This is a genomic window from Nissabacter sp. SGAir0207, from assembly GCF_005491205.1.
Classification (GTDB): domain Bacteria; phylum Pseudomonadota; class Gammaproteobacteria; order Enterobacterales; family Enterobacteriaceae; genus Chimaeribacter.
The window spans coordinates 2,605,663-2,620,141 of the sequence record NZ_CP028035.1; the positions used below are offsets into that span (position 1 = coordinate 2,605,663).

The following is a 14,479-nucleotide window of genomic DNA, read 5'->3' on the forward strand; positions in this document are numbered from 1 at the left end:
CGTTTTTTTACTTCCAGCGCGCCGCGACCCAAGCCGCCTGCTGGCGCGCATTGAGGAACGTCCAGGCCACCACGCGGCTGACCTTCTGCCCCTGCGCCATCTCCAGCGTCTTCACCTCGACCGCCCCGGCCTCTTCCAGTTCGCGGTAGATACGCGGCAGCGTCTCCTTTTTCGATACCAGCGTGGTGAACCAGAAGCAGTTCTCCGCCAGTCGGCGGCTTTCGGCGATCATGCGGCTGATAAACAGCCCCTCACCGCCCTCGCACCACAGCTCATTGCTCTGGCCGCCGAAGTTGAGCCGCGCGGTGTCGGCGTCGCTCTGCCCCAGGTTGTGCCGCTTGCGGCGGCTACCGGCGGCCGCCTCCTCCGCCGAGGCGTGGAACGGCGGGTTGCAGAGGGTGGCGTCATAGCGCTCGTTCGGCTTGATGATGCCGGCGAAGATCTGCTGCGGCTGCTTCTGCTGGCGCAGGCGCACGTTGTGGGTCAACAGCGGGTTGCGGGCGATGATCTGCTTCGCCGAGGCGAGCGCGACCTCATCGATGTCGCTGCCGGTGAAGCGCCAGCCGTAGTCATGCAGCCCGACGATCGGGTAGATGCAGTTGGCCCCGATGCCGACGTCCAGCACGGTGATATTTTTGCCGCGCGGCGGCTCGCCGTGGTTGCTGGCGGCCAGCAGGTCAGCCAGGTGGTGCAGGTAGTCGGCACGGCCGGGGATCGGCGGGCAGAGGTAGCCCTCGGGGATATCCCACTCGGCGATCTGGTAGAAGTGGCGCAGCAGCGCCCGGTTCAGCGCCTTGACGGCAGCCGGGTCGGCGAAGTCCACCGACAGGTCGCCCCAGGCATTTTCGGCGACAAAGGCGGCCAGTTCGGGGCTGCTGGCGATAAGCGCCGGGAAATCATAGCGGCTGCGATGCCGGTTACGCGCATGGAGTCCGCTTTTTTCCTGCGGGGGGAGTCTCTTTTTTTGCACCTGAAAGCTCTCTGACAACATTTTCTGCGGCTAAGATACCACACCCGCCCCACGCAAGCGCACATTCTCCCCCTGGACGAAGCGGCCCCCTGGCAGCTAACGTTAGGTATTGTGTTACTCATCAAGAGGTAAGTCATGACCGAGGAAAACCGTTACTACTATGAGCCAGCCGCTGGCCACGGCCTGCCGCACGATCCGCTGAACGCCATTGTCGGCCCGCGCCCAATCGGTTGGATCGCCTCCTGCAACGCCGAGGGGCAGCGCAACCTGGCCCCCTACAGTTTTTTCAACTGTTTTAACTACCGGCCTCCGATCATTGGTTTCGCCAGCACCGGCTGGAAGGACAGCGTGGCGAACATCCGCGCCACCGGTGAGTTTGTCTGGAACCTGACCACCCGTTCGCTGGCCGAGCGGATGAACGAGACTTCGGCCTCACTGCCCAACGGCATGGATGAGTTTGAGCGCGCCGGCCTGACGCCGGTTCGCGGCCGCCGGGTCGCCGCCAGCCGCGTGCTGGAAAGCCCGGTGAATTTTGAGTGCAAGCTGTCGCAGTTAATCCAGTTGCAGGACGCCGCTGGCCAGCCCATCGACACCTGGCTGGTGCTGGGCGAGGTGGTGGCGGTGCATATCGACACCGCCCTGCTGGACGAGGGCATCTACCAGACCGCCCGCGCCGAGCCCGTGCTGCGCGCCGGTGGCCCCAGCGCTTATTATGGGATTTCTGAGGATCAGCGGTTTGATCTGGTGAGGCCTGATGCACGGTGAGGGGAATGGGGGTTTCCCCCCATTAATCCCCCCCCTTTTTTCAGGCATAGCGGATGCCTGTTGCTCCGCTAGGGCCGGAGCAGGGTTTCGGGCATAGCGATTGCCTGTGGTCGCGCTTAGGCCGGAGCAGGGTTTCGGGCATCGTGAGTGCCTGTTGCTCCGCTGAGGCCGGAGCAGGGTTTCGGTTGTTTGGGTTCCTTTGTCTACTTGCGCCCCGGAGCCTCAACCGAGCAGGGCCTGCCGGCGCGCCGGCCCTGCACCCGCGCGCGTTGGGGTGCCTCGGCTAATTATTGCCCGCTACCGCGGGTTCCCTCCGTCAGCTTCCGGGCTGTCGGGCCGTGGCAGACGCGCTCCCAGCGCGACTGCCACTTTCGCGCACATCCCTGTGCGCTCACCCGGCCCGGAATCCTCCGTCGGCAATAATTGAACGCCCCCACCTCCTCTGCAAACCCTCGGCTATGTGAGGAAATAGTTGGGACGGAATATGGGGGGATTATTTCTGTTTAAAGGGTTTTGGGATTTGTGCGGCTGGGTATGTGGCGTTTAAAGTCTGCCGGAGCTAAAAAAATACAATCAGCTCCATAACCAATCTATTCCACCTTCCAATAAAAAAACTTCCCAACTATTTCCTCACATACTTACAGCGCGCAGAGGAGGTAGGGGCGTTAATCATTGCCGAGTGGAGTCGCAGGGCCGGGTGAGCGGGCAGGACGCCCGCGAAAGGGCCAGCCGCGCCGGGAGCGCGTCTGGGCCGGCCCGAAAGCCCGGAGACGTAGCGAGGGTCACCCGCGAGAGCGGGCAATGATTAGCCATTCCACCCCAACGCGCGCGGGTGCAGGGCCGGCGCGCCGGCAGGCCCTGCTCGGTTGAGGCTCCGGGGCGCAAGTAGACAAAGGAACTCAAACAACCGAAACCCTTCTCCGGCCCAACGAGGCCAAATATAACCACGAAAGCCAAAGCAGAAAAAGATACAGGCAAACCGAAGGTTAACACGCCCGCGTGGTGCAGGGCCGGCGCGCCGGCAGGCCCTGCTCGGTTGAGGCTCCGAGGCTCAGGTAGAAAGAGGAATCCGAACAACCGAAACCCTTCTCCGGCCTCAGCGCGGCCACATTCAGGCTTCCGAGCCGAAACCAGTCTCCGCCCATAGCGCAGCCAAAAGCGGCTGCCCCCAATACTTAATAATTCCCCTGAATAAACTCCGCAAACGCCTGACACATGGCGTTATCGCCATCACGGTTATCGGCGATTAACCGGTCACCATCCACGATGCGGATCTCGGCGTTCAGGTCGAAATCGGCCGGGGGCTGGGGGCGGTTGGCGGCGGCGAGGATGCAGACCTGCGCCTGCTGCCACGCCTGCTCGGCGGTCTGGTTGCAGGCTTGCGCCAGATAGTCCGGGTTGAAACCCTCGCCGGTCAGGCTCAGCAGCGTGTCGTTGTGGCTGACGCTGTTGCCCGGCTGCCAGTAGTGCGTCGCCAGATCCGGGCCGATGGCCGGGTTGTCGGCCAGGTAGCCGTCGCGCTTCAGGAAGAAGTGGCGCGTCTGCTCCACGGCCATCAGTGCCAGCAGGTAGCCCTGATAGGAGCAGGCGGACTCCATCGACAGCAAATGCGGGATCGCCAGCGTCGGGCGCGGGCTGTCCACGCCAAGGATGCGCTGCTCCATCTCACGCGCCAGCGCCGTGATGGTCTCCGGCGTCAGTGCCTCCTCCGGCAACTGATACAACGACCACTCAAAATAGGGCACCAGCAGGATATGACGTTCGTTAAAGGCGCGCATCGGCTGGCGCGCCTCAATGCTGGCGCGGATCAGCGCATCCGGCACCGGCTCGCCTTGCGCGTCCAGCGCGTAACGCTTCAGCCAATCGGCATCATCCAGCAGGCTGTCGCAGAACATCGACTGCGTCTCGGCGTAGGCCATTGAGGTCGGCGCGAACTCCTGCGAAAAACAGGGCGCGTTCTGGGTGATGTTGGCGAAGTGCGCCGCGTGGCCCCCCTCGTGGAACAGGGTGTTCAGGCCAGAGGCGCCGCTGCCCACCTGATCGGGCTGTGCCAGGCTGGTGAAGTTGAGGGTCGCTGGCACCCACTTGCCCTGATCGTAAAAGGCCGGCACCGGGCCGTGCATAAAGCCATTCTCATACTTGCCGCGCCGCACCAGCAGATCGAGCTGCATCTTCGCGCCACGGAAGCCAATGTGCAGCCGCTTGAAACTCTCCACCCAACGTTGCAGCGAACGCGAAAACGGGAAGTAGGGATCGAGCTGGCGAGTCACGTCGCCAGCGCTGGCATAACGGATGTTCCACGCCTCCAGCGCCCCTGCCCCCTTGTTGGTCGCCAGCTGTTGCAGGCTGCGGGCGTTGGCCTCGCGCGTCTCCTGCTCAAAGCGGTCGAGGATGGTGAACAGTGCCTCCGGCGTCATGCGCTCGGTGAGGTTGACCTTATAATCGAAATAGTTGCGAAAGCCCATCTGGCGCGCAAAGCGGTTGCGCAGCGTCACCAGCTGCGGGAAGCCGTTGTGCAGCAACCACTGCTCCAGCCCGCGCAGCGCCTGCTGCGAACTGTGGCGGTAGGCCTCGTTATCGTTGGTCGCCTGATTGGTCAGCAGCTCGCCCAGAGATGCCTCCACCTCCTCGCCGGCGGCGTTGCGGTGGGTCACCCGGAAACCTTTGCGCTGGCTGTAGAGCGCGCCCTCGGCGTGGATAATCTCATCCATCAGCGCCTGTGCCGCCGGGTCTTCGATCGCGTTGCTCTCGAAAAAGCGCTGCCAGCCGCGCAGGCCGTGCAGCAACGCGTCACGCCCCTCGCCCGCTTCTGCCTCGGCCTCGGCGATCATCGCCCGCAGTTCGCCCAGCCGCGCCGGGTTGGCGATAAACCGCTTATAGGCGCTCTCCGCCTCCGCGAAACGCTCCGCCACGTCCTCCGCCCCGGTGCCCATGTAGTTCTGCCAGAACAGCGTCTCCTTCGCCTGATGGACGGCGAGATAGTCATGGTTCAATGCGTTGAAGTACTCCAGTGCCTGTTGCATGCCAACCCTCTCTTATGTCGTTTTCGCTTCAGTCTAGCATTTTCAGCCCCGGTCGTTGAGCTGGCGCAAAGTCTGCCGCCGTGGTTGGGATATACTCCGCGCCCCCATCATACACAGACGGAATGAAAGGTAATGGAAGTCAAAGACAGCAACGGCGCGCAACTTAACGAAGGCGATACGGTGCAGCTGATTAAAGATTTGAAGGTCAAGGGCACCTCCAGCACGTTGAAGCGTGGGACGGTGATCAAGAATATCCGCCTGACCGGCCGCGCGGATGAGATTGAGTGCCGGTCAGACAAGATTAAGGGACTGGTGCTGAAAACCTGTTTCCTGAAAAAGGTGTGACCCCGCGGGGCGCGGGCGTCAGGCCAGCAGCGCCGCCACCCGGTCGTTGGCCTCTTGCTGGCTGGCGGCCTCCCCCGCCGCCAGCAGGCAGGCGGCAAGCTGGATGCGCAGCGCCTGCGGCACCGGCACCTCTCCCGCCAGACAGCGCTCAATCCAGCGCGCCGTGCTCTCCACCTCTTTATCCGCCGGTAACATTACCCCATCAAACTCCTGGCGCTCCGTCAGGGTCACCACCTCCCCCTGATGAATGCCATACAGCGGCGGCATCCGCAGCGGGTTGGCGTAGACCTCCCCCTCGGTGCCCTGCAACAGCAGCGCGCGGCCATCAATCTGGCGGAAGAAGGAGGAGACGCGCTGCACATACTCCGGGTGCGACACGCTGGCGAGCCGCAGGGCATCGCTGGCAAACGGCGTCGCCAGTTTCGCCAGCGTGTGGGCGCTGTTGCGCACCCCCATCCGCCAGCGCAGGTTAAGCTGCGTCTCCATCGGCGGACAGAGCAGCGAGATCGGCATGAACAGCGGCTGCCCACCCTGATCCAGCCGCTGTTGCGCCTCCTGCTGCGACGCGGCGGGCGCGATGCCGAGCGCCTGAAAAATGGCGGCGCTGGTGACGCGGGTGCGATCCTCACTGACGCCGTGCACCACCACCGGCAGGCCGAGGCGGCTGAGCAGCAGCGCCAGCAGCGGCGTCAGGTTGGCCTGCCGCCGCGCGCCGTTGTAGCTTGGGATCACCACCGGCAGTGGCCGGCCGGCGGGCGCGGTGAGGCGCAGCGTCTGCTCCTCCATCGCCTGATAGAAGCCGAGCATCTCCTGCTCCGCCTCACCCTTGATACGGAAGGCGATCAGCAGCCCACCCAGCTCCAGCTCCGACACCCGGCCAGCCAGCATCTCGCGGTAGAGCGCCAGCGCGTCGGCCTGCTCCAGATCGCGGGCATGGTTCTTGCCGCGCCCCACCTCTTTGATAATTTTTGTGTAGTCCATTGCTCTGCCTCAGATGCGTCACCAGGGGGCTAGCATAACGTAGCTTCCGCGCCGGGCAAACTGCCGTGCGCAGGCGCGCGGAAAACCTACGCCATAAATTAATAAGCTATTAAATTAAGATTTAATATAGATAACTGGAACAATCATTCACGCGATGATTATATAGCCCGCGAAATATCCATACCTGACGCCCCTGAACAGCGCGGGCCACAGGGAGAACCAATATTGCACCAACTGTTAATTTGATGCCGCCCGCCACCGGGCGGGAATAGCCACTTATCAATCACTCATGGGTAGGATTATGTATTCTGCAAAAACACTCTTTACCTCGGCTGCCCTGTCAGCGGCCGCGCTATTTATGGCAACAAATAGCCAGGCTTCCGATGGCACCCTTAATTTCACCGGCAGCATCACGGATGTCGCCTGTACCGTTAACACGCCAAGCCAGGAGGTCAATTTAGGATCGATCTCCGCGGCTTCGCTGAATGGCGCGGCGGGCAAACGTGCGGCAGAGACGCAATTCAATATTGAGTTGCTCGACTGCCCGGCTGACAGTTCGGTTGAGGTCAAATTCGATGGCCCGGCGGACGCTGCCTATCCAGAACTGCTGGAGCTGAACAGCGGCGCCACCACCGCCACCGGCGTGGCGATTGAACTGTCAGACCGCGAGCAGTCGCATATCAAGCTGGGCCAGAATTCCAAGCCCTATGCGATCACCACCGGTGCCAACACCCTCACCTTCTATGCTGGCTACATGTCCACGGCTGAGACGGTGACGGCAGGCGAGGCCAATGCCACTGCCCAGTTCACGCTGGTTTACCCATAATAAAACCTTCGCCAGTTCACACTTCACGCTTTATTATTGGCTGAAATCAGTGAGCGGTGAAAAACAATTATATAATTGAGACGGTCTTTGTTTTTCTTGCAGCTTCCTCTTATTACCATCCTTTATATTTCGGGCGATGCGCCATTGCGTATCGCCCGCTCTTTTTTTACCTGCCGCACAGAATGAGAATTTATTCAATTAACATCACAACAGCGTGACGTAATTTCCCACTTGCGCCCACCCCGTTGAATCGCGCCATTCAGCGTCTACACTCACACTATTATCCTTAATGAGATGTGGCGACCATGACGCTATTTATGCGCATCATTATCGCAATGATGCTCTATTTATCCCTACCTATTCAGGCTGGCATTATTATTGGCGGCACCCGGGTTATTTTTGATGGAAATAGCCAGGAGAGCGCATTGGGGTTAAGCAACCCAGAGCCTGCCCGCGCCTATCTGGTGCAGAGCTGGGTGGAGCCGGAGTCCGGCGGCGGTAAGGCACCGTTCCTCGTCACGCCACCGCTGTTCCGCCTCGATCCGGGGCAGGAGAACATCCTACGCATTGTGCTGACGCGCGGCGGCCTGCCGCAGGATCGCGAGTCCCTGTTCTGGCTGAACGTCAAATCGGTGCCGGAGCTGGCGCGCAATGAGAGTGAGGCCAACGTGCTGCACCTGTCGGTCAAGACGCGCCTTAAGCTGTTCTACCGCCCGGCGGCGCTGGCGCGGGGGGCGCAGGAGGCGTACAAAAAGCTGGCATTCAGCCGCCAAGGCAGCGATTTGGTGGTGCGCAACCCCACTCCCTATTACCAGAACCTGAAGCAGTTGAGCGTCAATGACCACGCCATTCAGGCGGAGATCAGCCGGCTGACCCTCCCCCCCTTTGGTGAGATGCGCTACCCGCTGCCGGTAGCCAACGCCACCCAGGTCAGTTGGCGCACCATCACCGATTACGGCAACGCCACCCCGTTGCAGCAACAGGCACTGGATGGCCACTGATCCCCGCCCCACTGGCCTGAGCAGGGAGGGCATGGCGAATGAGTATACACAGCCTGCACCGGCCACTGGCCCGATGCGGCGGCTGCCTGCTGCTGTGCGCCAGCCTGCTGCCAACGCCCGCGCGGGCGGAGGGCTATTTTGATCCCCATGCCTTCGCCATCGACAACCCCGGCCAGGTGCCGGTCGATCTCTCGGCCTTCGCCACGCCCGGCGGCCAGCAACCGGGGCGCTATCGCGTGGTGCTGATGCTTAACCGCTCCCGCGTCGATACGCGCGACGTCACTTTCGTCACCGGCAGCGACCAGCCGCTGGAGCCGCAGTTCACGCCGCAGGCGCTGGCGGCGCTCGGCGTGGCGGTTGACCGACTGCCCGCACTGCGTGGCCTGCCCACCGACCAGCCGATCGCGCCGCTGTCGCGCTACATCCCGGACGCCCGCGCCCGCTTCGATTTCGCCCGGCAGACGCTGGCGCTCAGCATCCCGCAGGCCGCCCTGCGCAACGCCGCGCGCGGCAGCATCGATCCCGCCCGCTGGGACAATGGCATCCCGGCGCTGCTGGCCAGTTACAATCTCAGCGGCAACCGGGCGCTCAGCGGCGGCGAGAGCGCCACCGCCGACAGTGACTATCTCAACCTGATCTCTGGCGCGAATCTCGGGGCGTGGCGGCTGCGCAACTACGCCACCTGGTTCCGCGATGAGGGGGGAAGCCGGCACTGGCAGCCGCTGCAAACCTGGGTGCAGCGCGATCTGGTGGCGTGGCGCAGCAAGTTGCGGCTGGGCGACAGCGCCACCGGCGCCGATCTGTTTGAGAGCGTGCCGTTCCGTGGCGTGCGTCTGGCCTCAGACGAAACCATGCTGCCCGACAGCCAGCGCGGCTTTGCGCCGGTGGTGCGCGGCATCGCCAACAGCAACGCCCGCGTCACCATCCGCCAGAATGGCAATGTGATTGACCAGCGCACGGTGCCGCCCGGCCCCTTCGCGCTGGCCGATCTCTACCCCACCAGCTACGGCGGCACGCTGGAAGTGACGGTCACAGAGGCGGATGGCAGTGAGCGCCACTTTAGCCAGGCCTTCTCGTCAGTGCCGGTGATGCAGCGTGAGGGGCAGCTGGAGTATGAGCTGAGCGGTGGCGAGCTGCTGACCAGCGGCAGCGATCGTCCCGGCTTCGGCCAGCTGACGCTGCGCTATGGCTTTCCGCATGGCTTTACCGGCTATGGCGGGCTGCTGCTCTCCCCGGATTATCAGGCCACGCTGCTGGGGGCGGGCCTTGGGCTGGGCTACGCTGGCTCGCTGGCGCTGGACGCCACCACAGCGCGCGCGCGGCTGGCTGACCCAGACGCCCCTGCCCAGCAAGGCACCGCCTGGCGGGTACAGTACAGCAACCACCTCGACGCCACCGACACCACCCTGACACTCTCTGCCAGCTACGTTGCTGACCGGGGGTACTTCACTTTCAGCGACGCTGCCGTCGCCAGCGGGCAGGCGGGCGATGAGAGCGAGGCCGCATGGCGGCGCGACCACAACCGCCGCAACCGACTGCAATTCGATCTCAGCCAGTCGCTGGGCCGGGCCGGTAGCCTGACGCTCTCCGCCTACCAGCAGAGTTTCTGGGATACCGGCGGCGCGCAGCGCAACGTCATGCTCGGCTATGTCACCCATTGGGGGCGCGTCAGCCTCAACCTCAATCTCGCTTGGGTAGAGAACGTGCGCGGCTATGAGGCGGATGACCTGCCCGGCAGCGAGCGGCAGCTGTCGCTGACCCTCCAGGTGCCGCTCGATCGCTGGCGCGAGCGCAGCTGGCTCTCCTACACCCTCAACACCGATGCCAGCCACCGCACCGGCCAGTTGCTCGGCGTCAACGGCAATGCGCTGGCGGATGACGCCCTCAGCTACCAAGTTCAGGCGGGCTATGACAACCAGCAGGGAGGCGGCAACGGGCTGGCCTCCGTCACCTACCGGGGCGCGAAGGGTGAAGGAACCGTGGGGGCCAGCCATGACCAAGGCGGCACGCGCCTCAACTACCGGGCGCTGGGCAGTGTGGTGGCGCACAGCGGCGGCCTGACCCTCGGGCAGTCGCTGGGCGATACGGTGGCGCTGGTGCAGACGCCGGGTGCCGCTGGCATTCGGGTGCGGAATGTCACCGGCGGCCGTACCGACGGCGACGGCGATCTGCTGGTTCCGTCGCTGATGCCCTACCGCGAGAACCTGCTGGCGCTCGACACCACCACGCTCCCGGCCAATGTGGATGTGCCGCGCGCCGCCCAGACGCGGGTGCCGACCCAAGGGGCGGTGGTGCGGGCGCGCTTTGATGCCCACCTCGGTTACCGGGTGGTGGTGAGCCTGCGGCGACAGGGGCAGCCGCTGCCGTTCGGGGCCATCGCTACCCTGCTCGGCGCGGAGGGGAACAGCGGGATCGTGGGCGATAACGGCGAACTCTATCTCAGCGGCGTGCCAGCGCGGGCGCGTCTGGCGGTGAAGTGGGGCGATGGCCCCGGCAACGCCTGCACCGCCGCCTTTACCCTTCCCGCCGCGCCACCGGATGAGCCGGTGCGCGCTGTCACGGCCGAGTGCCGCTAAGGAGCCATGATGCGTTACCTGTTGCTGTTACTGCTGATGCTGGGGGCGGGCGCGCAGGCTGGCCCCTGCGTGCCGGACTCCTCCGGCAATTCGGTTCTCGTTCGGAGCTTTGACCGCATCCTCGATCCAACGCAGAACGTGGTGGGCAAGGTGCTGCCAGATCTCATCCCGATTGACCACGGTGGCACCTTCAGCATCACCTGCACCTGTGAGGGGGGCAGCGCGCCCCTCTATTTCCAGAGCCGTTCGAGCCTGAGCACCCCGCAGTATGAGGAGGGGGGGCTGACCTACTACTACGCCAACCCCTTTCTGGCGATTGGCACCCGTCTCACCGTCATGCCCCACGGCAACCTGCCGGTGCCCTTTGACGAAGTGACGGACAACGTGCCGATCCCCTGCGGCAGCGATGGCAAGGCCCACATCGACAACGTGCCTGTGGGCTATACCGGCACCATCTCCTTCTACCTCGAACATGCGTTTGTCGGCGTCCACTACTTCGACATGATCATTCTGGCTCAGGTTTATGGCCGCTGGGGCACCCAGGGCAGCTACGGCGTGGCCTCCCTTAGCCGGGTGCTGCTGACCGGCATCGTCACCGTGCCGCTCTCCTGCGAGATCAATGACGGGCAGGTGATCACGGTGGACTTTGGTTCCCTGCGCGCCAGTGACATTAGCAGCCGGGGGGTGAAGCCAGCCCGGTTTGAGCCGAACCTGATCACCCTTAATTATGTGTGCAGCGATGTCTCAGAGAGCATGACCGTGGAGCTGGCATTGGTGGGGGAAGAGAGCGCGGATCTGCCCGGCGTGTTGCAGACCACCAACCCGGACATTGGCATCCAGATCCTCGACAGCGCCCGCAACCCGCTGGCGATCAACAGTGGCCGGGTGCCACTGCGGCTGCAACAGTACAAAACCGGGGCGGAGCCGGGGCAGGCAACGCTCTACGCCTACCCGGTCAACACCACTGGCACCACGCCCGCGCCGGGGGGGTTCAGCGCGTCAGCCATTATGCGGATCGATTTCCAGTAGCGCCCCTAGCGCCCGCGCCGCCAACTGGGCCGCGCCCGTTTGGCTGGCGCGGCGGGCTTGGGTTTCGGCGGCGCGCCCTCCGGCATCGGTGGCTGCTCAATCGGGAAGACCGGCAGCGCCCCGAGCAGGCGCGGGCCGTAGCCTTTGGTCAGCAACCGGCGGTCATAGATGACAATTTCGCCGCGGCACTGGTGGCTACGGATCAGGCGGCCCACCTGCTGGATCAGGTTGAAGGAGGCGCTCGGCAGGCTCTGCACCTCAAACGGGTAGCGCTTCAGGGTCTTGAGCCACTCGCCCTCGGTGACAATGACCGGGCTGTCCACCGGCGGGAAGGCGATTTTATGGATATGCACCTGCGTCAGCAGATCGCCCTTCAGATCCAGCCCCTCGGCGAAGGATTGCAGCCCGACCAGCACGCTCTGGCTCCCCTCCTCCACCTTTTTGCGGTGCGTCTCCACCAGCCGGTAGCGCGGCTGGTCGCCCTGCACCAGCAGCATCAGCCGCAGATCCTGCACATGGCTGAGGAAGGTCTGCATCGCACGGTTGCTGGCGAACAGCACCAGCATCCCCTTGTGCTGTTTGGCCGCCACCTGCGCGCGGAAGAAGTGCGCCATCTCCGCCAGATGCGCCTCCTCATTCGCCAGCAGCGGCTCGTGGCGCATCTGCGGGATCAGCAGCTTGCCCTGCTCAACGTGGTTGAAGGGCGAGTCGAGCGTGACGAAGCGATCGCCAGCGCGCTCGCTCAGGCCGCTCAGCTCCTGCAACCGGGCAAAGCTATTGAGGGAGCGCAGCGTGGCCGAGGTCACCACCACATGCGGCACCTTGCGCCACAGCATCTTCTCCAGCTGGTCGCTGACGCGGATGCCGACGCAGTGCAGCGACAGGTGCGCCACGTTGTCGCGCTGCACCCGCGTCACCCACTTGCTGATCGGCGCGTTGGAGGCCTGCTCCAGCGCCGCCAGCCGCCACAGCTTGCTCATCGCCTCCAGGTAGCCGAAGGAGCGGCTCATCTGCAACAGGGTGCGGTGCAGCCGCACGACGTCATGCTTGCCGGTCTTCTCGCCGAGGTCATTGATCATGAACTCCACCAGCCCGCGCAGCGCGTCGGTCAGCTTGAACAGCCGGGCGCACGCCTCCAGCAGATCTTGCGGCAGTTCGCCCATCGCGAAGCGGTACTCCGCCTCCACCACGTCGGTTGGCAGCCAGCCGGAGAGCTGGCGCTCCACCTGCGCCAGCAGTTCGCGCGTCTCCTCGCAGTGGTTTTTCAGCCGCTCCAGATTCGCCAGCGGCGGCGGGCTTTTCGGCGGGAAGTGGCTGATGCACACCTCCATCTGCCGCCACAGGTTATCCAGCTGGAAGTTGGTGGCGACCGCGCCAATCTCCGCCTCCATCTCCAGCGCGTCGCGCGCCACCTCCGGCAGGTGGTGCCCCTCATCCAGCACCAGCAGCAGATCCTTGGCCGGCGGCAGCACTGACTCCGACTCCAGCGCCGCCATCACCAGCGCATGGTTGGCGACCACCACGTCGGCGCTCTCAATCTCCTTACGGGCGATAAAGTAGGGGCACTCGCGCACGTAGTGGCAGTTGCGCCCCAGACAGTTGGCCTTGTCGGTGCTGAGTTTGCCCCACAGCGGATCGGGCAGCGTCTGCGGATGGTGGTCACGCAGGCCATCCCAGCTGTGGTCGGCCAGCGCCTTGCCCAGCTTGACGCACAGCGCGTGCTCCTCGCCGCTGGCCGGTGCCAGCTCATCATCCAGAAACAGCCCCAGATCGCCCTGCGCCGCCTCTTCACTGCTCATCGCCGCCAGATTGCGCGGGCAGACATAGCGCCCACGGCCAAAGGCACCGGTGAACTTCAGATCGGGGATGATCTTTTTCAGCAGCGGCAGATCCTTGCTATAGATCTGATCCTGCAACGCCACGTTGGCGGTGCTCACCACCAGCGGCTTGCCGTCGGCGCGGCCCACGGCGATGCCGGGAATAAGGTAGGAGAGCGTCTTGCCGACGCCGGTCGGTGCCTCAATCACCAGATGGCGGCTCTCATCGCCAGAGAGGGTTTTGGCGACGTCGGCGATCATCTGGCGCTGGGGCGCGCGCGGGATAAAGTCGGGGATCTGCTGTTGCAGGGCTTTGTACCACTGGCTGATTTGGTTTTTTACGGCGGAGGAGAGCGGCATCACATCGGTTCGGTAGAGGATCTGGCCGCCATTCTCCCACAGACCGGCGCGCGCGTCAGCCTGCGGGTGAACATCCGTTAACCAAAGTGTGCCTTGAACAGCGCTTCCAGCCGCGGGTGGCGGGCGACATTTTTGGCGATCGCCTCCAGACGCGGCGCGTACTCGGCGAACCAGACCGGCCCCGGCCGCCAGTGGTGCATCACGGCAATATAGATGTCGAGGGCGGTGAAGGTTTCGCCAAAGAACCAGGGGCCGGTGGCGTCCGCTTCGGCCTCAATCTGCAACCAGAGTTTTTTGCGCAGCCCGTCGGTGCTCTCGGTCAGCAACTGGGCGTTACTGGCACCCGGCAGCCACTTCTCGGGTTTGTCGCCGTAGGTAAAGGAGGGGTAAATTTGGGCGTTGATCACCATGATCCAGCGCAGGAAGGCTGGCAGGTGGCCACCGGCGCTGGAGGGGATCAGCCCGGCCAGCGGCCAGCGCAGGTGCAGCAGCACCAGAATCGCGGCGCTTTCGGTCATCACGGTGCCATCCGGCAACAGCAGTACCGGCACCTGACACAGCGGGTTAAGCTGCAACAGCCGATCCCGCTCCGGGCTGGGCTTATGGTAATCCACTTCCTGGTAATGGTACGGCAGCCGGGTCAACTCCAGCGCGGCCGCCACAATCACTGATCCGCAGCCTTTGCTGCCAAACAGCGTATAGGTTCCACTCATGGCCATGCTCCTGTGAAATAGGGTCTGTGCTCCTCCGTTAACTGTAGACCATATCGTCTGGCGCCAATTCGGC

The 14,479-nt window shown here is 63.9% G+C and carries 11 protein-coding genes; 6 read left to right on the top strand and 5 right to left on the bottom strand.

Going from position 1 to position 14,479, the window contains the following annotated elements; translation table 11 throughout:
• Positions 1–7: 7 nt before the first annotated feature.
• Positions 8–970, bottom strand: coding sequence for a 23S rRNA (adenine(1618)-N(6))-methyltransferase RlmF (gene rlmF / locus C1N62_RS11470; RefSeq protein WP_206057749.1), 963 nt, complete (start codon positions 968–970; stop codon positions 8–10).
• Between the two features lie 135 nt (positions 971–1,105).
• On the opposite strand from rlmF, the gene C1N62_RS11475 reads away from it, so the two are divergent.
• Positions 1,106–1,735 carry a flavin reductase family protein gene (locus C1N62_RS11475; RefSeq protein ID WP_137763756.1) on the top strand — a complete coding sequence of 210 codons (630 nt, stop codon included), beginning with the start codon at positions 1,106–1,108 and terminating at the stop codon, positions 1,733–1,735.
• Between the two features lie 1,175 nt (positions 1,736–2,910).
• Here C1N62_RS11475 and C1N62_RS11480 read toward each other — a convergent pair.
• Positions 2,911–4,758 carry a M3 family metallopeptidase gene (locus tag C1N62_RS11480; protein ID WP_137763757.1) on the bottom strand — a complete coding sequence of 616 codons (1,848 nt, stop codon included), beginning with the start codon at positions 4,756–4,758 and terminating at the stop codon, positions 2,911–2,913.
• A gap of 132 nt (positions 4,759–4,890) precedes the next feature.
• Here C1N62_RS11480 and C1N62_RS11485 point away from each other — a divergent pair, with 132 nt between their 5' ends.
• On the top strand, positions 4,891–5,103 hold the full coding sequence (locus C1N62_RS11485) for an alkylphosphonate utilization protein (protein WP_137763758.1): 213 nt from the start codon (positions 4,891–4,893) through the stop codon (positions 5,101–5,103).
• Positions 5,104–5,121: 18 nt separating this feature from the next.
• Here the strand turns inward: C1N62_RS11485 and ybiB are convergent, their stop codons facing one another.
• Entirely contained in the window at positions 5,122–6,084 is a 963-nt protein-coding gene (gene ybiB / locus C1N62_RS11490) for a DNA-binding protein YbiB (protein ID WP_137763759.1), read from the bottom strand.
• A gap of 358 nt (positions 6,085–6,442) precedes the next feature.
• Here ybiB and C1N62_RS11495 point away from each other — a divergent pair, with 358 nt between their 5' ends.
• The 4 genes from C1N62_RS11495 to C1N62_RS11510 all read left to right on the top strand — a co-directional run bounded on the left by C1N62_RS11495 (position 6,443) and on the right by C1N62_RS11510 (position 11,516).
• Positions 6,443–6,910 (top strand): fimbrial protein, encoded by a 468-nt coding sequence (locus C1N62_RS11495; protein WP_206057750.1) that lies wholly within the window; start codon positions 6,443–6,445, stop codon positions 6,908–6,910.
• A 305-nt stretch (positions 6,911–7,215) separates the two neighbouring features.
• The gene (locus tag C1N62_RS11500; protein WP_137763761.1) at positions 7,216–7,911 is read left to right on the top strand and encodes a molecular chaperone; all 696 of its coding nucleotides are present in this window, start codon (positions 7,216–7,218) and stop codon (positions 7,909–7,911) included.
• Between the two features lie 38 nt (positions 7,912–7,949).
• Positions 7,950–10,487, top strand: a complete 2,538-nt coding sequence (locus C1N62_RS11505; protein ID WP_137763762.1) for a fimbria/pilus outer membrane usher protein — start codon at positions 7,950–7,952, stop codon at positions 10,485–10,487.
• A gap of 9 nt (positions 10,488–10,496) precedes the next feature.
• Complete coding sequence (locus tag C1N62_RS11510; RefSeq protein ID WP_168195854.1) at positions 10,497–11,516, top strand: fimbrial protein; 1,020 nt, start codon at positions 10,497–10,499, stop codon at positions 11,514–11,516.
• 5 nt (positions 11,517–11,521) lie between these two features.
• Here the strand turns inward: C1N62_RS11510 and dinG are convergent, their stop codons facing one another.
• Both dinG and C1N62_RS11520 read right to left on the bottom strand, forming a co-directional pair.
• Complete coding sequence (dinG, locus tag C1N62_RS11515) at positions 11,522–13,693, bottom strand: ATP-dependent DNA helicase DinG (RefSeq protein WP_137764999.1); 2,172 nt, start codon at positions 13,691–13,693, stop codon at positions 11,522–11,524.
• Between the two features lie 77 nt (positions 13,694–13,770).
• A complete protein-coding gene (locus C1N62_RS11520; protein WP_137763764.1) occupies positions 13,771–14,406 on the bottom strand; it encodes a glutathione S-transferase family protein in 636 nt (211 codons plus the stop codon).
• Positions 14,407–14,479: the final 73 nt, after the last annotated feature.